Source organism: Paenibacillus sabinae T27 (assembly GCF_000612505.1).
In the GTDB taxonomy this organism is placed as follows: Bacteria; Bacillota; Bacilli; order Paenibacillales; family Paenibacillaceae; genus Paenibacillus_AQ; species Paenibacillus_AQ sabinae.
Map to the genome: position 1 here is coordinate 5,051,544 of NZ_CP004078.1, position 19,981 is coordinate 5,071,524.

20 protein-coding genes are annotated in these 19,981 nt (G+C 56.6%); 9 read left to right on the forward strand and 11 right to left on the reverse strand.

The genetic code is table 11. The features are described 5' to 3' along the window. Positions 1 to 28 precede the first annotated feature (28 nt). Positions 29 to 1,132, forward strand: a complete 1,104-nt coding sequence (locus PSAB_RS23250) for a WG repeat-containing protein (RefSeq protein ID WP_025336956.1) — start codon at positions 29 to 31, stop codon at positions 1,130 to 1,132. Between the two features lie 90 nt (positions 1,133 to 1,222). On the opposite strand, the gene PSAB_RS23255 is transcribed toward PSAB_RS23250, so the two are convergent. Together PSAB_RS23255 and PSAB_RS23260 are read right to left on the reverse strand one after the other, a co-directional pair. Next, positions 1,223 to 2,158, reverse strand: a complete 936-nt coding sequence (locus PSAB_RS23255; protein WP_025336957.1) for a DMT family transporter — start codon at positions 2,156 to 2,158, stop codon at positions 1,223 to 1,225. Next, positions 2,155 to 3,393, reverse strand: coding sequence for a multidrug effflux MFS transporter (locus PSAB_RS23260; protein WP_025336958.1), 1,239 nt, complete (start codon positions 3,391 to 3,393; stop codon positions 2,155 to 2,157). The genes PSAB_RS23255 and PSAB_RS23260 overlap by 4 nt, the downstream gene beginning before the upstream one ends. Before the next feature lie 231 nt (positions 3,394 to 3,624). Here PSAB_RS23260 and PSAB_RS23265 point away from each other — a divergent pair, with 231 nt between their 5' ends. Beyond that, complete coding sequence (locus PSAB_RS23265; protein WP_025336959.1) at positions 3,625 to 5,406, forward strand: glycosyltransferase 87 family protein; 1,782 nt, start codon at positions 3,625 to 3,627, stop codon at positions 5,404 to 5,406. A 139-nt stretch (positions 5,407 to 5,545) separates the two neighbouring features. Here PSAB_RS23265 and PSAB_RS23270 read toward each other — a convergent pair whose 3' ends face one another. The 6 genes from PSAB_RS23270 to PSAB_RS23295 form a co-directional block, all read right to left on the reverse strand. Next, positions 5,546 to 6,289, reverse strand: a complete 744-nt coding sequence (locus PSAB_RS23270; RefSeq protein ID WP_025336960.1) for an SDR family oxidoreductase — start codon at positions 6,287 to 6,289, stop codon at positions 5,546 to 5,548. Between the two features lie 183 nt (positions 6,290 to 6,472). After that, positions 6,473 to 7,114: a TetR/AcrR family transcriptional regulator gene (locus tag PSAB_RS23275; RefSeq protein WP_226991741.1), complete on the reverse strand. Its 642-nt coding sequence runs from the start codon at positions 7,112 to 7,114 to the stop codon at positions 6,473 to 6,475. 190 nt (positions 7,115 to 7,304) lie between these two features. Beyond that, complete coding sequence (locus PSAB_RS23280) at positions 7,305 to 7,919, reverse strand: alpha/beta hydrolase (protein ID WP_025336961.1); 615 nt, start codon at positions 7,917 to 7,919, stop codon at positions 7,305 to 7,307. Continuing rightward, on the reverse strand, positions 7,916 to 8,866 hold the full coding sequence (locus tag PSAB_RS23285; protein WP_025336962.1) for a ring-cleaving dioxygenase: 951 nt from the start codon (positions 8,864 to 8,866) through the stop codon (positions 7,916 to 7,918). Before PSAB_RS23285 ends, PSAB_RS23280 begins: the two co-directional genes overlap by 4 nt. 53 nt (positions 8,867 to 8,919) lie before the next feature. Further along, on the reverse strand, positions 8,920 to 9,315 hold the full coding sequence (locus tag PSAB_RS23290; protein WP_025336963.1) for a DoxX family protein: 396 nt from the start codon (positions 9,313 to 9,315) through the stop codon (positions 8,920 to 8,922). 83 nt (positions 9,316 to 9,398) lie between these two features. Further along, the gene (locus PSAB_RS23295; RefSeq protein ID WP_025336964.1) at positions 9,399 to 9,875 is read right to left on the reverse strand and encodes a MarR family winged helix-turn-helix transcriptional regulator; all 477 of its coding nucleotides are present in this window, start codon (positions 9,873 to 9,875) and stop codon (positions 9,399 to 9,401) included. A gap of 289 nt (positions 9,876 to 10,164) precedes the next feature. On the opposite strand from PSAB_RS23295, the gene PSAB_RS23300 reads away from it, so the two are divergent. Together PSAB_RS23300 and PSAB_RS23305 are read left to right on the forward strand one after the other, a co-directional pair. Further along, entirely contained in the window at positions 10,165 to 10,860 is a 696-nt protein-coding gene (locus PSAB_RS23300; RefSeq protein WP_051529901.1) for a futalosine hydrolase, read from the forward strand. Between the two features lie 8 nt (positions 10,861 to 10,868). Beyond that, positions 10,869 to 11,708, forward strand: coding sequence for a 1,4-dihydroxy-6-naphtoate synthase (locus tag PSAB_RS23305; RefSeq protein WP_025336966.1), 840 nt, complete (start codon positions 10,869 to 10,871; stop codon positions 11,706 to 11,708). A 128-nt stretch (positions 11,709 to 11,836) separates the two neighbouring features. Here the strand turns inward: PSAB_RS23305 and PSAB_RS23310 are convergent, their stop codons facing one another. Continuing rightward, complete coding sequence (locus PSAB_RS23310; RefSeq protein ID WP_025336967.1) at positions 11,837 to 12,439, reverse strand: DUF4269 domain-containing protein; 603 nt, start codon at positions 12,437 to 12,439, stop codon at positions 11,837 to 11,839. A gap of 156 nt (positions 12,440 to 12,595) precedes the next feature. Between PSAB_RS23310 and PSAB_RS23315 the strand changes: the two genes are divergently transcribed. Beyond that, entirely contained in the window at positions 12,596 to 13,417 is an 822-nt protein-coding gene (locus PSAB_RS23315) for a class I SAM-dependent methyltransferase (RefSeq protein WP_025336968.1), read from the forward strand. 196 nt (positions 13,418 to 13,613) lie between these two features. Continuing rightward, entirely contained in the window at positions 13,614 to 14,711 is a 1,098-nt protein-coding gene (locus tag PSAB_RS24810; protein ID WP_025336969.1) for an FUSC family protein, read from the forward strand. 45 nt (positions 14,712 to 14,756) lie between these two features. Here PSAB_RS24810 and PSAB_RS23325 read toward each other — a convergent pair whose 3' ends face one another. Together PSAB_RS23325 and PSAB_RS23330 are read right to left on the reverse strand one after the other, a co-directional pair. After that, the gene (locus PSAB_RS23325) at positions 14,757 to 15,362 is read right to left on the reverse strand and encodes a flavin reductase family protein (RefSeq protein WP_025336970.1); all 606 of its coding nucleotides are present in this window, start codon (positions 15,360 to 15,362) and stop codon (positions 14,757 to 14,759) included. Next, positions 15,352 to 16,278, reverse strand: coding sequence for a DMT family transporter (locus tag PSAB_RS23330; RefSeq protein ID WP_025336971.1), 927 nt, complete (start codon positions 16,276 to 16,278; stop codon positions 15,352 to 15,354). The genes PSAB_RS23325 and PSAB_RS23330 overlap by 11 nt, the downstream gene beginning before the upstream one ends. 98 nt (positions 16,279 to 16,376) lie before the next feature. Here PSAB_RS23330 and PSAB_RS23335 point away from each other — a divergent pair, with 98 nt between their 5' ends. The 3 genes from PSAB_RS23335 (at position 16,377) to PSAB_RS23345 (ending at position 19,972) form a co-directional block, all read left to right on the forward strand. Beyond that, a complete protein-coding gene (locus PSAB_RS23335; protein ID WP_025336972.1) occupies positions 16,377 to 17,294 on the forward strand; it encodes a LysR family transcriptional regulator in 918 nt (305 codons plus the stop codon). 20 nt (positions 17,295 to 17,314) lie between these two features. Continuing rightward, positions 17,315 to 18,292 (forward strand): aldo/keto reductase, encoded by a 978-nt coding sequence (locus PSAB_RS23340; protein WP_025336973.1) that lies wholly within the window; start codon positions 17,315 to 17,317, stop codon positions 18,290 to 18,292. 207 nt (positions 18,293 to 18,499) lie between these two features. Beyond that, positions 18,500 to 19,972 carry a S8 family serine peptidase gene (locus PSAB_RS23345; protein WP_025336974.1) on the forward strand — a complete coding sequence of 491 codons (1,473 nt, stop codon included), beginning with the start codon at positions 18,500 to 18,502 and terminating at the stop codon, positions 19,970 to 19,972. The last annotated feature ends 9 nt before the right edge of the window (positions 19,973 to 19,981 follow it).

The window sequence follows — 19,981 nt, forward strand, 5'->3', positions numbered from 1 at the left end:
TTTTCCATAATAAGGAGTGGTGAGTAGGATGAGAAAACGTTGGGCTTTATTGGTTCTATGTACTGCAATCCTCATTTCGGGTACAGGATTTGCAGATTCATCCGTAAAGCGGATGGAGTTGTCAAAAACGCCGATAGATTACAGCCCCGTACGGCCCGCAAGTGACGGACAATTCCATGATGGCTTACTTTTCGCCGAACAATCGGATGGCACGCTTGCCTACTACAACACCAAAGGACAAGAAGCCTTTATTCTGCCTGACAACATTAAACCATTAAGCGATTTCTTCGAGCAGCGGGCACTGGTGATAAACAAGACAACCAAACGAATAGGCTACATTAACACCAAAGGCGCATTGGCGGTTCCCTGCAAGTATGCGGACGGGGGATATTTCTCGGAGGGCGTGGCTCATGTGTCCATTCCCGATACGGATAAACAGCTTATAATCGACCGGTCGGGAAAAACAGTGCATGTCTTCTTTAAGAAATACGACTCCGACTTTTACTTCACCAGCGGCTTGGCCGTGGCCTACGCGCCGAAAGGCGGTAAATTGGGTTTTATCAATATGTCCGGCGAATTGACCATTCCTTATCAATACACCCGTGGACGCGGGTTCTCCGAAGGATTAGCCCTAGTTCAAAACCGTAAAGGGAAATACGGGTATATTGATGCGGCAGGCAAAACGGTTATTCCTTTTAAGTACGAGGACGGGGGCGACTTCTCCGAAGGGATGGCGGCTGTGAAGAACACCGAGGGGAGATGGGGATATATCCATACAAGCGGGAAGACTGCTATTCCCTTTAAATATAAGAGTGCCGGAACATTCAGTGAGGGATTAGCCATTACGTATAATCGAAGTGGAAATGTTGGTTTTATTAATAAAAATGGCAAATTAATTATTGCCTATCAGCAATACAATAGAGCATTTGATTTTAAAGAAGGCGTGGCTTTGGTTGGAATTACATCCAATTCCGATTCGGGCGGTAAATTCGGCTATATGGACCGCCAAGGCAAATTGCTTACCGCGCTCGAATATCGGGTGGAATCTTCTTCTTTTAATGGCGGAGCAGCGGTCGGCTTTAAGAGTTTGGGCAAGGGTGACATCCTAACCAAGCGTTCTACTTCAAAGTAGAAGGTTCACCCGGCAGAACGGAATAGCTGATTAGTAATCTTTAAAAATAGCCGCGGCACCATGCCGCGGCTTAACGCATTTTTATAAGCTTCAGTTCTTATAACTCCGCATTTCACTTTCGGCCTTTGCAAGATGACGCGCCGAAGTCCCTTTTTGCTCCACGGCTTTCCTAACCCGCCCGCCAATCAGCACAATGCTCAGCAGAATGATCGCCAAACCGGCGACTGTATTCAGATAGACCGGTTCATGCAGAAAAATGACGCCCCAGACCAATCCGAACACCGGGACCAGAAAGGTGACGCTCACCGTCTTGACCGCACCCACACTTGCGATCAGCCGGAAATACAGCAGGTAGGCAAAGGCGGTGCATACGAGCGAAAGGCAGAGCACCGACAGTGCCGCCGCCATCGTAGGCCGCTCTGGCGGAGGAAACACCGCGACCAGCGGCAGCAGCCAGACAGTCGCTCCAAGCTGCTGGCCGATGGCCAGTGTCAGCGGCGGTACTCCCTTGCCGACCCGGGCGGCGTATAGGCCCCCGAAGCCATAGGCCAGCGCGGCTCCGAGCGAGAATAATACGGAATACAGCATCGTTTTGTCCATCGGCTCGGGGCTCCAGCCGACCAGAATTCCAACGCCGACCAGCCCCAGAACAAGTCCCGCCGCCTTGGTAAGGCCGGGTCTCTCCCCGCCGGTGCCCCAGGCCGCCAGGGCGGCAAAGATCGGCGTGGTCGCATTCAGGATCGCGGCCAGGGAAGCGCTCAGATGCAGCTCCGCCGCGCAGATGAGCGAGAACGGCAGCGCGGCGTTCAACCCGCCCAGCAGCAGAAACGGCTTCCAGCGCTTGCGCAACCCGATGGGGCTGCGCGTAAGCGCGGCGTACAGCAGCAGGGCGCCGGCCGCGATAGCGACCCGAAGACCGGTCGTCACGACCGGGCCGAAGACCGGCGAGGCGATGCGCATAAACAGAAAGGAGGCGCCCCAAACGAGAGCCAGCAGCAGCAGCGCGGACAAATCTTTTCTGCTCATGATCTGCGCTCCTTCCTTCTTGCCAGCAGAGTGTACGACAGGACGGAGCACAGACTTGCGCCCGCGATTACCGTTCCCATCGGCAGCGCCGTTTCTCCGCCTCCCAGGCCTACCAGCGGGGACACCAGTCCGCCCATAAGAAGCGGAAGCAGACCCAGCAGCGCCGATGCGCTGCCCGCGTTCTCCCCCTGATCCTGCATCGCCAGCGAGAAGGTGGTCGTCCCCACGAGTCCCACGCTGGATACGACAGCGAACAACCCAATCAGCAGCAGAAGAAGTCCGCCTTCGGTCAAAATCGAATACAGCAGGAGCAGACCGCCCGCTAAGCATTGAATAAGTCCCCATATAAGGACGCCTCTCTCCCCGACCCGTCCCGACAGACGGCCGGCGGCTTGCCCGGCAATGATGATGCCGAGACCGTTCACGGCAAAGATCAGGCTGTACATTTGCGGAGATACGCCGAACATATTTTGCAGCACGAAGGATGAGCCCGAAATGTAGGCGAACATCGCCCCGAAGACAAAGCTTTGCGACAAGACATACCCCATAAACCCGGGATTGCGCAGCAGCTTCCCAAAGGTCGTTAGCGTTTCCTTAAGCCCGCCCTTGGAACGTCGGTCCGGCGGCAGAGTCTCCGGCAGGCGCAGCCAGATCGTCAGGCAAAAAAGAACGCCGGCAGCGAACAGCACGAAAAAAACACCCTGCCATGTTGTAAACCGCAGCATCTGCCCGCCAATTACCGGAGCCGCGATCGGCCCCAGGCCGTTAATGACCATCAGCAGCGCGAAGAACCGGGTCAGTTCGGAACCGGAGAATAAATCGCGTACGGCGGCGCGTGAAATGACGACTCCCACCGAGCCGGACAGTCCCTGGATCAGGCGCATCACGACCAGAAATCCGATGGAAGGGCTAAACGCGCAGAGCAGCGAGGACAGGGCATATACCGCCATGCCGATCATCAGCGGGCGGCGGCGTCCGTACACATCGCTCAGCGGCCCCGATAGCAGCTGCCCGAGCGCCAGGCCGATCAGAAAGCAGCTCAGGCTGAGCTGAACGAGCGCGGGCGAAGCCCCGAACGATCTCCCCAGCCCGGGAAGCGCGGGCAAATACATGTCGATCGACAGCGGGCCGATCGTGGCGACGGCGCCCAGAATCACGGCCAATTGAATTCTCAGCTTCCGGGAAGACCGGATGTCGGCCGGTTCAAGGCCGTTTACTTTAGAGGTTATATCCATTTTTCTACCTTTCCGTTGCAGCGGCACGCAAGCTGTCTTGTACCTCATCATACTAAAGTTTTGTATCTCTTAATACTAAAGGATGCCATCCAAAAAGTTCAATACCAAGAATCATGCCGCCGGGCGGGCCGTTTCGCATTCACCCTAATCCCATCGGCCATTCAGCATATCTTAAGGTCACGCTTTTATAATGAGGCCAGCATTCCATATATACAATGAGAGGAGAAGCCCATGAACCGGATTAAAAATCATAAATGGATCGCAGGCCTGACCCTGATGCTGGTGCTATCTCTGGGGATTTGCATCTATTCTCTGGCAAAAGTGAGCGGCAGCGGGGCCTCAGTCGAAACCGGCGCCGGCATGCAGTGGCGCAGCGGCGAAGGAGCCTCGTTCCGAAGCGGGGAGCGAGGATCGTTCCCGGGGAACCGGAACGGAACGCTGCCCTTCGGGCGGCAGAACGCGACAGACGGCGGTTCTGCAGAAGCAGGCGCAGGCGGCGGACAGCAGAGCGCAACGGACGGCAGCCGCGGAGCCAGTGCGGCAGCAGGTTCCGGGAGCGATGCGGCGGGCGCTGCGCAGAACGCGCCGGGCGGAACCGCACCCGGCTTCGGCCAAGGCGCAGCTGCCGGCTCCGGATTTTCGCGCCCGTCCGGAATGAACGGCGGCCGCGGTTTCGCTGGAGGCGGCTTCGGAAGCGATGGCCAGTACAGGACGGCGCTGGCCGTCTACGCGGCGCTGTTCGCCGGGCTGCTGGCGGCAGCCTTCTATTATACGAAGGCCGGCAAGCTGCGCTTGAACGAAAGCCGCAGGGGGCTCGCAGTCTTCCTGCTGCTGGCCGCGGGCCTGTGCCTGAAGCTTGCCGCCGCCCCCTGGATTTCAGGGTACCGGGGCGACATCCGCTTCTTCACAACTTGGGCGCAGGCGGCGGCAAACGGTCTCGGCACTTTTTATGACACCAGCTCGAGCGACTATCCGCCGCTGTATGTGTACATTCTGTACGTTACCGGCAAAATCGTGACGCTGCCGCAGATCGAGCCCTATTTTCTCACGCTCACCAAGCTGCCCTCGATCCTCGCGGATGCGGTTACCGCCGTATTGCTGTATAAAGCGGCCAGCCGCTATCTAAAGTTCGAGACGGCCTTTCTGATCGCCGGTTTCTACATGTTCAACCCGGCGGTGCTGATTAACGCCACGTTCTGGGGGCAGGTCGACTCCTTTTTCACCATGCTCGTGGTCTTGTCCGTGCTTGCGATGACCCGCCGGAAGCTCGGCTGGGCGGCTTTGTTCCTGACCCTGTCCATTCTGATGAAGCCGCAGGGCATCATCTATACGCCGGTGCTGCTGTTCGCGCTTCTGCGTACGGGGAAGCCGGGTCCTTGGCTCAAAGCGGCGGCCATTTTCGCCGTGACCGTTGTTATCGTCGCGCTGCCATTCTCTTCGGGCAAAAGTCCGCTGTGGCTTTATGAGCTCTACAGCGGCACGGTGAACGAGTACCCTTACGCTTCGGTGAACGCTTTTAACCTGTTCGGGCTGCTCGGGGCAAATTACGAGGATTCTTCGTCTACGCTCCTGCTCTTCAGCTGCCATATTTGGGGCCTGATCTTTATATTCGCCACTACGCTGCTGTCAGGCTGGTATTACTTGCGCAGCCGAAGCGCCGCATTCGCATCGCTGTCCGCCCTGCTCCTAATATCGGGCGTATTCACCTTCTCGTCAAGCATGCATGAGCGATACCTGTTCCCGGCGGCATCGCTGGCGCTATTGGCCTACGTCTATTTCAAAGACAGCCGCCTCTTGTGGATGTCCTTCGGCTACAGCGCCACCATCTTCCTCAATACGTATGCCGTCTACTACGGCTACGCGAGCCGCGACGGCCATGTCGGCTTTCTGCTGTTCTTCTCGGCGCTGCTCAACATTGCCATGTGCATCCTGCTCGTCAAAGTGATGCAGGACCGATCGCGGCGGCAGACCCAGACAAATCATGCACAGGCCCTCCTTCAGGAGCCGCTGTAACCTCACCCCCGGCCGGGTCCTGCTAACGCAAAGCAGCGGCGCTCCCCGAGACGAAGATTTGACGTCCCGGGACCGCCGCTGCTTTTTTGTGCTGAAATCATTCCGCCTCGCCCGTGCCGTTGTCCCGCTCTCCGTCCGGTTAAATAAATCCGCCGTTCACGCGCAAGGTCTGTCCCGTCACCCATTGGGATTCCGGACCAGCCAGGAACAGCACAACCTTCGAAATATCCTCCGGCTCAGCCAGGCGTCCGAATGAATTGGCACTGCCCACCGCCTTGATCTGCTCCTCCGTTTTGCCTACAGTAAAGAGTTCCGTGTTCACCGGTCCAGGAGAAACCGCGTTAATAGTGATCCCTTTCGGTCCGAGCTCTTTGGCCAGCTGGCGGGTGAACTGCTCCACGGCTCCTTTCGTTCCGGCATAGGTGCTATAAGTCGGGAGCATATGGCCAATCACCGATGTGGAGAAGTTGATAATTCGCCCGTTCTCCTTCATATGCAGCGCTGCCTGCTGGATGGCAAAGAACGTCCCTTTTACGTTAATCGCAAATTGCTTGTCGAAATCCTCCTCGGTAATTTGCGCGAGTGGCTTCGTAACAATAATCCCGGCGTTGTTGACGAGAATATCCAGCTGCCCGTAAGCGTCCAGCGTCTTCTTGAACAGGCTCTCGACTTCCGCCACCTTGCTGACATCCGCCTGTATCGCCACCGCTTCTCCGCCGCTCTGTTTGATCCCGGCAACCACTTCTTCCGCTTTCGCCGGACTGCTCACGTAGTTGACGATAACCTTTGCCCCGTGCGCTGCCAGCTCCTCAGCGATTTTTTGCCCGATGCCTCGCGATCCGCCCGTAACCAGCGCTACTTTCCCCGCAAGCTTCTGTTCCATCGTAAATCCCCATCCTTTTTTGGTATTGTGTGTCTTTGCCGTACTTGATGACTCGATTATAGAATGACATAAAACAAATGTCAACTGACAATATTATAATTTTGTTATTTGTATTTAACAAAAAAATACGCCTCTTAGAAACGAACAAGCGGAATAACCCGTTCTGTTTCTAAAAGGCGTATTTTACTTAAGGCCGGAAAGAATCAATCGCCATACCGTTTCGAAGTCATCGTCGATCGTTTCGGACGACCATTCCTGGGCATGGGCAGGATGATGAAAGCTTTCTGTTGCCATGAACACAGCCTTTGCAATGGCATCTGCCGAATCCGGTTTGAATTCGCCCGCCTGCATGCCGCGTTCGATAATCGATGCAATCTGCTTTATCAGGCGATTGATGTGCATCTCGATCATGTCGCCTATTCTCACCGTAACGTCTGCGTACATGACAAACATTTCGGGATCATCCGAAGCATGCATCCGCTTCTTCTTGATGAGCGTTTCCACCCACAAGCGCAATTGCTCCGCGGCACTCCCCTCAGCCCCATCCGCAATCTCCTGCAAAGGTTCGGCAATGCTTATATCCAGCCATCTCTCCGTAACGGCCTCCCTCAACGCAGCCTTGCTCGAGAAATGCCGATACAGCGTTCCGTGACTGACTTGAAGGAATTTGGCTATATCGATAACGGAAGTTTTATCTGGCCCATAACGCCGCAGCACCTGTTCCGCGGCATCCAAAATCATCTCTTTCGTCAACGGCGATTCGTTCGTCATATCAATTAAGAAGAGCAATCGTTCTGTCATTTTAAAGCCATGTCGACCGCTCATCATTCCCCCCTTGTGTTCCCCATCATAACATAAAGGTACATAAAACCAATATCAATATCATGATTTTGTCATTAAAAAAAGGACGCAGAACCCGGCATACCGCCGTAATTCTGCGTCCTTCCGTTATGATGAACGGGATAGAAGCGGCGCCTGCTTCGTCCCGGAATTGCCCGTTAAGCAAGCATCCGGCTTAAGCCTGGAAGCTTTGGCGATCCAGCCAATTCTTCGCGGCCTCCGCTTCGGCGGCGCTCACCCGGTGCCCCTGATTGCTCCATTGCACGGTTACGTCCGCGCCCGCACCGGCCAGCAGCTCCTGAAGCTCTTCGGTCTCCGACTTTGAAATGAGCGGGTCGTTGACCCCAGCTCCGATGAAGACGGACACGCCGCTTAAGGACGGCGATGTCAGCCCCCGCAGCGGAACCATCGGATGCAGCAGCACCGCGGAAGAAAATACATTTCCGTAATGCAGCAGCAGACTGCCTGCAATGTTGGCTCCGTTGGAATACCCGACGGCGGCAAGGCGGGCCGGATCGAAGCCGTATTTCATCGCCGCCTCGTCCAGAAAGGCCTTAACTTCATGCGTTCGGGCAATCAGATCCGCCTCGTCGAACACGCCTTCCGCCAGGCGGCGGAAGAAACGGGGCATCCCGTTCTCCAGCACGCTGCCGCGTATCCCGAGGACGGAAGAGCCCGGAGAGAGCATCTCGGCGAGCGGAATCAGATCATGCTCGTCGCCGCCCGTTCCGTGAAACAGCACCAGCGTCGGTTTGGAGGCATCCGTACCTTGGCGGAAAATATGAATCATTCTGACTTCACCTCGATTTCCCGCACCTCAAAAGGTGCCAAATTGGTCTCAATCGCCGCCCGGTGCGGCTCATACCATGCCGGGAGCATCAGCTTCTCGCCCAGATGTTCGGAGTCCTCGTCAACTGCAAAGCCGGGAGGGTCTGTCGCGATCTCGAACAGGATGCCGCCTTCTTCACGGAAGTAGATGGCGTTGAAGTAATTCCGGTCCTGCACCGGAGTCACATGAAAGCCCCGGCTCTCTACGAAGTCTTTCCACTCCAGCTGCTCGGCGTCGTCCTTGGCGCGCCACGCAATATGATGCACCGTACCGCTTCCCCCCGCCCCAAAAGGCAGCGGGTCGGTCTTGATATCCACAATGTTGCCGTACGGGCCCGCCGCTCTAAAGCGCACATAACCGTCTCCTTCGGCGATTCTTTCAAAACCGAGCGTATTGACCAGCGTATCTTCCGTGCTCGCCGGATTTATGCTGTACAGCACCGCTCCGCCGAATCCCTTAATGGCATGCTCTACCGGAATTCCACCGAACGACCAAGCGCTTAAAGGCCCCTCTTCACGCTCTACCAGTTCGACCCGCAGGCCGTCGTAATCAGCCAGGGAAAGATAGGTCTCCCCGATCCGATGAACGGTGGTGTACGGGATGTCATAGGCGTTCAACCGCTGTTCCCAGAATCCAAGCGACCCGGCAGGCACGGCATAGGTTGTCACGCCGACCATGCCGCTGCCGATTCTTCCCTTACGTCCGATAGGCGAAGGGAAGAACGTGATGATTGTGCCCGGCGCGCCGTTTTCGTTGCCAAAGTACAGGTGATAGACCTCCGGCGCGTCGAAGTTGATTGTTTTTTTCACGAGCCGCAAACCAAGAATGCCTGCATAAAAGTCCGCGTTCCGCTGAGCGTCCTGAACGAACGCTGTAATATGGTGAATACCTGCAGTTTGAAGTGTCATAATAATCATTCTCCTCTCGATATTAGAAACTAGAAATTAGAAGGTCAATCGGATTAGAACAACAGATGATCCAGCGAAATGGAACCCGGACCCGCAAACGCTACGCCAGCCGCTACAACAAGCAAGGTCAATGGATATTCATAACCGTTTGCAGTAGCCCAGAAACCGTTCGACAAATGCACTTTCATCGCACCGGCCATCGCCAGGATCAGCATCACGGCCCCAACCGGTGTGAACAGGCCCGCCGCGAACAAGAGTCCGCCGCCAAGCTCCAGAATTCCGGCCAGCACCGCCATCGCCACACCCGGCTTAATGCCAACCGATTCCATCCAGCCGCCCGTTCCCTTCGGGCCGTAGCCGCCGAACCAGCCGAACAGCTTTTGCGCCCCATGGCCGATAAACGCAACACCGATAAACAAACGAATCAACAGCAATCCTACACTAATCATTTTTAATCCTCTCCATTCTCTTGTCTTTAATAATCTTTACTTTAAGATATTAGGCAAAAAATTGCGGGCCTCCCGGCAATAAGCTAGGAACCGGCCCCTTTTCCCAGCAGCTTCAACCATTCGGTTGCCTGCTCCTTCTCCTCCGTATTCAGTCCGCCCATCATCCCGTGCAGCATGGATACATGCTTCGGAAAAATCTCGTCGAACAGCTTCCGGCCCTCATCGGTAATCTCGGCGTACGTTACGCGCCGGTCCTCGCTGCAGGGAACACGCTTCAGCAGCCCCTTCTTCTCCAGCTTGTCGATGTTATAGGTGATGCTTCCGCTCGTGACCAGAATCTTCTCTCCAATCTGCTGCAGCGGAATGCGGGTTCTGTGATAGAGCACCTCAAGCACCATAAACTCGGCGGACGACAGCCCGTAGTTCTTCATATCCTTGACGGCCCGGTCCATCAGACTCCGGTAAGCTTTGGACAGGACGACGAACAGCTTCAGCGACGCCGCTTCATCCCGGCCGCGTACATCTCCGGCTACGATCAGTTCCTCTTTCGATCCGCTCATTTCCATCACCTCCATCTTTCCTCGTGTATCTTTAAGTTAATTATCTTTAAGTTAAGATAAATATACACCCTTATTTTTATTCTGTCAACACTTTCTTAAAAATAAACGTACGTCACGGTAATCGCCTGTCCGCCGGGGAAATTGACCTCATCTGGAAAAGGGCGTATCCTTTTCTTTGCTATACATTTCTATTGATTTCGGCAATCGAACGGGCTGGCCGTTCCGGGTTGCCGAATCCATTTCTTAATACATTCTATTAATAAGGAGGATTCTCGCTGTGACTTCCCCCCTGGACCCCGGCCATGCCGGAGAGGAAACCCACAAGGAGCAGGAACCGGCCTTCCCGAGTGTCCTTATCGTTACGGCGGTCGAGGCCGAAGCGGAAGCGGTCCGCCTCGGCCTCGGCGGCGCAGCCGGCTTCACCGTCATCGCCGCAGGCGCGGGCCCGGCGGCGGCGGCGGCCGGCACCGCCGCTGCGCTTGCAGCCGGCTCCTACGGCTGCGTCGTCAGCGCCGGGATCGGTGGCGGCTTCCCCGGCAGGGCGGCGGTCGGCTCGCTGGTCATCGCCAGCGAGCTGATCTTCGCCGACCTCGGGGCCGAGACGCCGGAGGGCTTCCGCAGCGCGGCCGACCTCGGCTTCGGCCGCGTGACGTACCCGGCCGATACGGGCCGGGTAGCGAAGCTCGCCGCCGGGCTTGCGGCGGCGGGGCTGGCCGTGAGCACGGGACCGGTGCTCACGGTGTCGACGGCGACCGGCTCCGCGGAGACGGCCGCCGCTTTGGCGGCGCGCGTGCCGGGCGCGGCCGCCGAGGCCATGGAAGGCTGCGGGGTCGCCGCAGCCGCTGCGGCGCGGAATCTCCCGGTGCTGGAGATTCGCGCGATCTCGAACCCGGTCGGTCCCCGCGACCGGGCGGCCTGGCGCATCGGCGAGGCGCTGGAAGCGCTCGCCGCCGCCGGGCCCATCCTATCGGAGGTGCTGAAATGACCGCAGAATTGAATATTGCTTATTCCCCTTGCCCTAACGATACGTTTGTCTTCCATGCCTGGGCGCATGGCCTTGTACCAGGCGCCCCGAAGCTCAATGTCACCTACGCCGACATTGACGTTACGAACGGTCTTGCCGCCGAAGGGACGGGCCTCGACATCCTCAAGATCTCCTACGCCGCCCTGCCCTGGGTGCTGGACCGGTATGCGCTGCTGCCCTGCGGCGGCGCGCTGGGCCGCGGCTGCGGCCCGCTCCTGCTGACCAAGGGCGGGCCGCTGGATGCCAAGAGCCCCGCGGCGCTGTCGGGCCGCCGGGTCGCCGTCCCAAGCGAGCGCTCCACCGCCTATCTGCTGTTCCGGCTGTGGGCGGCAAGCCATGTCCCCGGCGGCGTCGGCGAAATTGTCGTCATGCCCTTCAATGAAATTATGCCCGCGGTGCGGGACGGGAAGATTAACGCCGGACTTGTCATCCACGAAGCCCGGTTCACCTACGCTTCCTACGGGCTGCATATGCTGGTCGATCTCGGAAGCTGGTGGGAGAGCGACACGGGACTTCCCATCCCCCTCGGAGCGATTGTCGCCCGCCGTGATCTTGACGCGGACGCCATCAGCGGCTGGATTCGCAGCTCGCTCCGGCACGCCTGGGACAACCCTCAGGCTTCGCGGGAGTACGTTCTCGGGCATGCCCAGGAACTGTCGCCGCAGGTGGCGAAATCGCATATCGATCTCTATGTAAACGACTTTACGATGGATCTGGGCGACAGCGGCTATGCCGCCATTACGGCCCTGCTGGGCAGAGCCGCAGCCGAAGGCCTCGTTCCATCGGTCGACCCCGCGCTGCTGCGCTAGTTGCAAGCGGGCTGCCACCGAACGATAAATCCCCGGGAATGCTTCTTTCGAAGCTCCCGGGGATTTTTTGCAAATGCCTCTATCTTGGTTTGACCGGCAGCCACCAGTTGCTGCATATTCCGAATCCATTAATTCGGAAATGCTCTCTTTGGTCCCATCCATGCCTCTGTAAAATCTATCCATTCAGCTTCTTTCCAGTGAACCATCTCCAATAATCGGGCATAGGCGTCTCCTTCAAGCTTCAACAGCTTGGCAAATGCGGGCTCGGTTTTTAACCCCCTGCTTTTTAATTCCCGAATCGCGCTCAGACCCTCGTCTCCCAGTATGGTTAAAATTCGGTGTTCGATCAGCATGTGCCTGTAGCCATTTTGCTCTTTAGTCGGAACCGGTTGACCGAATATTTCAATGGGCCATCCCTGGAACCTGAAATTTGCAACAATTCGTCTAATCCCGTCTACCGTTCGGGTTACACATCGAAAATCTTGCAGATCGCCAAACTCCGATACCATCCATTGTTTAAAACCGTTAAAATCGTGAACTTCGCAAATGATGTCCAGATCACTATCCGGAAGATCAATATGAATGGGAATCGTGCCAACCAAAATGGGGTCGTAGCCGTGCAGCACATCCATTATTTTCAGTTTGCTTAACGTCTCATAAGCACTTCTTTGCCTCTCTGTACCCCGGGCCAAATACTCAAGGGTTGTAAAGTCTTGGTTTAGGTTGTTCAAGCTTGAATCATTCCATTCTTCGGCACGTTAGTTGTGCTGCATAACCCAATCTTACTTTTTTATATGAAGCTGAACAACCGCCGCACATTTACTGCGGCTTCCGGCATAAACTGGTATAATATCCATCAAAATACTTGGGAAATGGAGAGTGGAACCATGATCCCCGAAGGAAATCATCAATCCAACATTGTACGATTCAAGGGATTTCAGAATGAATACGACCGTTACCGGCCTCAGGCGCCCAGGCTCGTGACCGAACTGCTTACAGGCTATTTGAAGCGCAGGCCCGCCCTTGTTGTGGACCTTGGCTGCGGCACCGGATTGTCTACTTTCCTATGGCTGGCGGCCGCCGATTCGGTCATCGGCATAGAGCCAGGCGACGATATGCGCGGCAAGGCGCTGGAGAAGTGGAAAGCGCTCGGCAGTCCGGAGGGGATCTCGTTCATCCCGGGTTATTCCAATTCGCTCGGCCTGCCGCCGGAGAGCGCCGACATAGTGACCTGCTCCCAGTCCTTCCACTGGATGGAGCCCGTAAGCACGCTCAAGGAAGCGGGGCGGGTACTTAAGGCTAGAGGAATCTTCGCCGCCTACGACTGCGACTGGCCGCCGGTGCTCGAACCGTCGATTGAAACCCTCTACCACGAACTGATCGAGCAGGCCGAAGCGATTATCGGGCGCCGGCTGCCGGCGGAGGAGCGGGCCTTTAAGTGGAATAAGGATGAGCATCTGCGCCGGATTAAGGACAGCGGTGAATTTGCCTTCGCCCGCGAAGTCGTCTTCCACAACACCGAGCGCTGCGACGCGGAGCGGTATGTCGGCCTCACGCTCAGCCAGGGAGGCGTCCAGACCGTGCTTCGGCTCGGCGGAGGGGAGCTTGATGAGACAATAGCCGTTTACCGGGAAGAGGTCGAGCGTTATTTTGACGGCCGCACTTTGGAGACGCTGTTAAGCTACCGTATAAAACTCGGAATCAAATAGGATACAGGGATAAAGCCTTCGGCCGCGCGTCATTCGCACTTTCGGAGGCTTTGCTTTGGCAAAGGCGCTTTAGCTGTTTCGAGTTCGTAATGTTGTAAAAACTGCCCCGCGTCCCTCTGTCTTCAAGGTGCTATAATGAAAATAACTGAAAACCTTATATTTTTTCTAAAATTTTTTCGAAAAGAGATGACAACACATGGACGAGGGGCTGCAGGAGCGCCTTGAAAAGTTTGGTTTTTCACTTTATATGATACGGGTTACACTCGCAGCCTCGCTGTCCTGGATGGTTGTTCACGCCATGTACGGCAACGAGTTCTCGTACTTCGCGCCGCTGGCGGCGATTCTGATTACCCAGGGCACGGTGAAGGCTTCGCTCGAGAAGGGGCTGTGCCGGTTGCTTGGCATTGTGCTCGGCGGAAGCGTCAGTCTGACGATCGGGCACTTTTTCGATGTCGGGCCGCTGTCCATCCTGCTGATCCTGCTGATCGGCCTCGGCGTGGCGACCGCCTGCCGGATTAACTTTCAGGCCATTACGCAAGTTGGCGTCACTTCGGTGCTGGCTCTGACCTTCTTTCAGGATCATTATGTCGTATTCCGAGCTACAGATACGCTGATTGGTGTAGCCTTCGCTTTACTCTTCAATATCGTTATCGTGCCGCCTAAAGGCTTCGTCAATGTGAAGAACACTGCATTGGCCGGCACTCTGCTGTTAGCCGACGGATTGAGCGGACTTGCGCCAGGACGGGATGAGAAAGATCAGCGCGAAGCGCTCAAGCGGGCCGGAGAGCTGCTGAAGGACAGCGCCCAGAAACAAAATGAGATGCTTTTTACCCTGTCGCATATTCCCTGCCGGAACAATTTGTCCGTCATGAAGCAATCGATCACCCATTTACAAACGATGCACGGGTATGTGAAAGAAATCGCAACCGAGCTGCGCCTGCTGCCGCCGCATTACGCCGCCGCCGACTGGATGAAGCAGACTTTGACTGCAACATCGGACTGCATTGCCATCTTCGGAGCCAAGACTTTGTCGAACACGGAGTGCGACGGTTCACTGCCTGATGCCCTGCGCCGCGCCCGCCAGCTTCAGCTCACCAGCTTCGCCGAGCTTCAGGGCAGCTGCCCGCTGACCGCCATCCGCGACCTCGGCGCGGTCTTCTCGCACCTGAACCGGCTGCTGGATGAAGTGGAGCGCGCCGACTTCGCGGTCTGCTCCGCCGCTCCGCAGCGTGCCCGGGCTCATGCGAGCCGGGCCGTACGCGTCGTCAAAAAGGGACTCTCCCACAAGCTATAAGCTTGGGAGCGTCCCTTTTTTTGTACCATCTATACTTCTCCGTTCTCATTTCTCCTCGTAGACCGGCCGCTCCAGATCGAAGATCCGCCCGATAGCGCTGTATGACGATCCCGCCAGGCGGCTGATAGGCTTCAGCTTGCCGATGTCGATCCGGCCATTATGAACAAGGTCGTCCCGCACATAGAAGCTCAGCACCTCGCCGATAATAACATCAAATTTGCCCAGCTCCACAATCTGCGCAAGGCGGCATTCCATCGCAACCGGACTTTCCTGCACCCGCGGCACAGACACCGTGGTACCGGGAACGGCCGTCAGTCCCGCAAGCGTAAGCTCGCTAATATGGGCGGGTGCATTGATGGACGTATGATTGATCGCCTCAATGTTGTCCTCGTCCGTGACATGGATGACAAACTCCTGATTCGCCAGAATATTGCGCGCCGTATCCTTCAGCGTGCCGTCCGCATGCCGCCCGCAGGAGAACATGAGCATCGGCGGATCATTGTTCACAATGTTAAAATAGCTGAATGGAGCCGCATTGACGACCCCCTCCGCACTCACCGAGGTGACAAACGCAATGGGTCTTGGGACCACGCTGCCAATCAGCAGCTTGTAATTGTCACGGGCTGTCTGTTCGTTCATTTTAAAAATCATAGTCCCCCTCCTCCAAGGCTCTGATTTCTGCCACTGCAGACGCCGGGCTGCGCCGGAACCGGACATTGACCAGTATGATGCTGATTACGACCAGAATCAGGCCTATCACCAGATTAATCGTTATCTTCTCATTTAGGAAGAGGACGCTGGAACCGATGGAGACGAGCGGGACCAGAAAAGTATAAGAAGCCACCTTTCCGGCCTCCCCTTCGTGAATCAGCTTGAAATATACGAGCCAGCCGAGCGCAATCACAAATATGGAAATGAACAGCGTGACCGCGACAAAATCGGTGCTCCATCTGATGGCTTTCCATGGCTCGGCCGCGCTGCCGGCCACAAGCAGGATCAGCCCCCCGAGTGTGATCTGCATGGCCGTCATCCACAGCATATCGACCCGCACCGCATTTCGCTTCATATACACCGTCCCAAGTGCCCAGCACAAGGCGGTAGCCAGCGCGAGAAGGATACCAAGAAGCGAAATGCTGCCGGTCAGGCCGCCCGCGCTCAAGCAAGCCACGCCCAGAAAACCGAGCACGAGCCCCCCAATTTTTTGCCCATGCATCTCTTCCCCAAGCCACAACCAGGAAAAAATCCCGAGCAGCACCGGCTGAAGAAAGACGATCGCCGAGAACAGTCCCGCCGGCACGTACTGCAGCCCGATCGTTTGTACGCCGTAATACAGCGCTATGCTTAACAGGGCCGAGCCCAAATATACCGGCCACAGTGTCTTAAACCGGAGCAGCCGCGCTTTGGGCAGCGCGATCAGGATCAGCAGCACACCTCCGATTACGGTACGGATACCCGAGAATAGCAGTGGCGGCGCGTAAGCCAGCGCGATTTTGGATAAAGGCCAATTAATGCCCCAGACGAGGACGAGAAAAGCCAATAATAGAACACCCGATTTTTGACGTGTCATATGGTACTCTCCCTTGTTTTTGAACCTTTCCTGATGATACAATACTTCCAAGCATAAATATAATGAATTTTTATTATAAGGAGCATATCAAATTTGTTATGAACAAAGTGCAGATTGAGCTGTTCGTCAAAATTGCGGAAAGCGGCAGTTTCACACGGGCCGGACAGGAAATGAACATGACCCAGCCTGCGGTCAGCCGGGCGATTTCTACGCTCGAAGCCGAGCTGGATGTGCAGCTGCTGGTGCGGGACCGGCGCGGTATTTCGCTGACGGAGGTGGGCAAGCGGATTCTCGTTGCCTTTCGCGACATTCTCAAGGGATTCGGCAAGGTGGAGCAGGAAATCGCAGCGGAAAAAGGGCTCGAAAAAGGCCTGATTACCATCGGCGCTTTTCCCGCGGCCTCGTCCTATTTCATTCCGAAAATTATCGGCGCCATTAACCGGCAATATCCCCAGCTTGAATTCCGTCTCCATGAGGGCACGATTGCCGAAGTGAAGGAATGGCTGGAGACGGGAGTGATCGATGTCGGTATATTGATACCGCCCACCGACGAATTCGATTCGTTTCCTTTGTTCCGCGAGAAGCTGTACGCGGTTCTTCCTGCCGGGCATCCGCTTGCGAAGAAGTCTGTCGTCAAGGTACGGGATTTCGAGAAGGAATCGATGCTGATCTGCAAATCGGGCTACGAGCCTCCCGTCGTCGAGTTGTTCGAGAGAACGGGAGTGAATCTGAACGTGAAATACGTGATCAACAGCTATCACACCGCCCTCAATATGGTGCGGGAGGGTTTGGCCTCTGCCGTTATGGCCCAGCTGTCCCTGCTGTCACCACCGGACGGCGTCGCCATCCGGGAGCTCGAGCCTCCGGCGTACCGGGACATCCGCCTTGCAGTGCACTCGGCCGACAGATGCTCGATTGCGGTCAGGCTCTTTATCGACACGGCGCTGAAGCTGTTTGCGGAAGGCGAAGAAGGAGACCTTAAGCCGGAGGCGGGAATAGACCGAATTCATATGTGAACAAAGGGAGAGATTGGGGTATGAAATATCAACGGCTTGGAGGAAGCGGGCTGCAAGTATCGCAGCTGGGACTTGGAACCAACGCCTTCGGCAAACGGGCGGACCAGGCCGCTTCCTCGGCGGTGCTGCATACCGCGCTGGATAACGGGATCAACTTCATCGACACCGCCAATATATACGCCGGAACGGAATCGGAGCGGATTATTGGGGAAGCGCTCGCGGGGAGAAGGCATGAAGCCGTGCTCGCGACCAAAGCCGGGCTGGTACGAAGCCCCGGCCCCGGTGGCAGCGGTTCGTCCAGATTTCATCTCATGCGGGAGCTGGAGGACAGCCTCCGGCGCCTGAAGACGGACTATGTCGACCTGTACCAGATTCACACCTTCGATCCCTATACGCCGCTGGAGGAAACGCTGCGCACGCTGGACGATATGGTATCCTCCGGCAAGGTGCGCTATATCGGCGCCTCCAATTATGCCGCCTGGGAGCTGATGAAGGCGCTCGGCATCAGCGAACGGGCAGGCTATGAGCGCTATGTATCGCTTCAGTGCAGCTATTCGCTGGCCGACCGCACGCCGGAGCGGGAGCTCGTTCCGCTCAGCCTGGACCAGGGCGTCGGCATCATCCCTTACTTCCCGCTTGCCGGCGGTATCCTGACCGGCAAATACGGCGAGGGGAATAAAGCCCCCGCAGGCTCAAGAGCCGACACCGATCCGAACTTCGCCCGGTTCCTGACCGATGAACGGATCGCCCTGGGGCGGGAGACGGCGTCGCTCGCGGCGGAGCTTCAGACAACTCCCGCCGCTCTGTCGCTGTCCTGGCTCATGAGCCGTCCGGCAGTGTCCACTGTCATTGTCGGCGCTACCCGGGCGGAGCAGCTCGAAGAGAGCCTGAAGAGCGTCTCCCTTGCCCTGAACAGCGAGACGCTGGAGAAGCTTGACGCTATTAGTCAACCTTTTATCCACAGCGAACCGTTTGCGGTGTATCGGCTGCCGGAGTAAACGGCGGGCATCAGCGAACTGCCCGGGCTTATACTTCGCCTGCTGCACAGTTTAAGCGACCTGTTCAAAGGATTCTTTATTGGTAATCCGATACAAATTCCCTTTTCCCATCGACAAATTAGGACAAGTTATTTACTCCAAAGCTGATATACTACAAGTCAAAATCGGCTATTGTCCGGTTTATACCATTTCGGGGAGGAACAGAATTTGAGAACAAAGGTCGCCGCTGTCGTAGGTTCTATGCTGATTGCCACTAGCCTGTTAGCCGGGTCCGGGTATGCCAAGCCAGCCAGTCAGAGTCAGGCGGGTCAGGCGAGTCAGAAGCAAAAGTATGTGATCGCGTTTCAATCTTCACTTCCGGCAAACTACGAAACATTAATAACGAAAGCGGGCGGCAAAGTCCTTCGCGCCCTCCCGGAATTGGGCGGACTCGAAGCAGAATCCGAAAGAGCGGACTTTCTTTCGAATCTGAGCGGGGTTTCCGGCATACAAGCGGCTAATCCCGAATTGGAGTACAAGCTTGATGAAGATACCGCGGCGGCCGACGGCCAGCCGGTAACCGATATTCCGCAGGATGCCGATACGTATTGGCCCTATCAATGGGATATCCAGCGGATTACGAATAACGGAGCCTCCTACAAGCTGGAAACGGGCGGCACAGTTAATTCGGATGGAACGGTTAAGCACAAGGCGGTTGTAGGCGTCATCGATACGGGAATCGACGCCAACCACCCCGACCTGAAGGCCAACTTCCTCGGGGGCGTGAACTTTGTCCCAGCAGGTGTCGACGCCAGTGAAACAGGCGATCCAAGCGACATCAGGGACCGCGAAGGCCATGGCACGCATGTGGCCGGCTCCATAGCGGCGGACGGCAAGGTCAAAGGCGTAGGTCCCGGCCTCGGCATCCGGTCGTACCGCGTATTCGCGGCAGAGGGCGGCGCCCCGACCTCATGGATCGCCGCAGCCGTCGTTCAGGCGGCCAAGGACAAGGTCGACGTCATCAACATGTCGATCGGGGGTTACGACGGCATTGCCCGATACACTTATGACGGCCTCAAATACAATGATGTGGCGGACATGCTCCTCTGGAAGCGCGCGCTGCAGTATGCCGTTGGCCGCAACGTTACAGTAGTCGCGGCCGCTGGCAACGAGTCGCTGAATCTAAATGACTCGAATGCTGTTGTCGACTATATGAACCAAACGTACGGCTACCTTGGCCTGACCTTCAAAAGCGCTGTGAAAGAAGTACCGGGCACACTGCCGGGCGTCATCAACGTATCTTCGTCGAATAAGTGGTCTTCGGACAAGATCGCGTTCTATTCCAACTACGGCAGCACAATCGACGTCGCGGCTCCCGGCGGGGACAACGGCCCGGTCTATGACGCAAGCCGAAATCTCGATGAGCGGGACTTCCATTACCGCACGCTCAGCACATGGCCAACCTACCTCGAGCCCTACTTCACCTCGAATCTGAGGGGCTATGCGCTGCTGCACGGTACTTCGATGGCAGCACCGAAGGTTGCGGGCATTGCGGGTGTCATCAAGGCCGCGCATCCGGAATATACACCGGCCCAGGTGCAAGCGCTCATCAAGCAGACGGCCAGCGATTTAGGAAAGCCGGGGCAGGACCCGCTGTTCGGCTCGGGCGAAGCCAATATCTTCAATGCATTAAGCCATTAATCCTGGAGA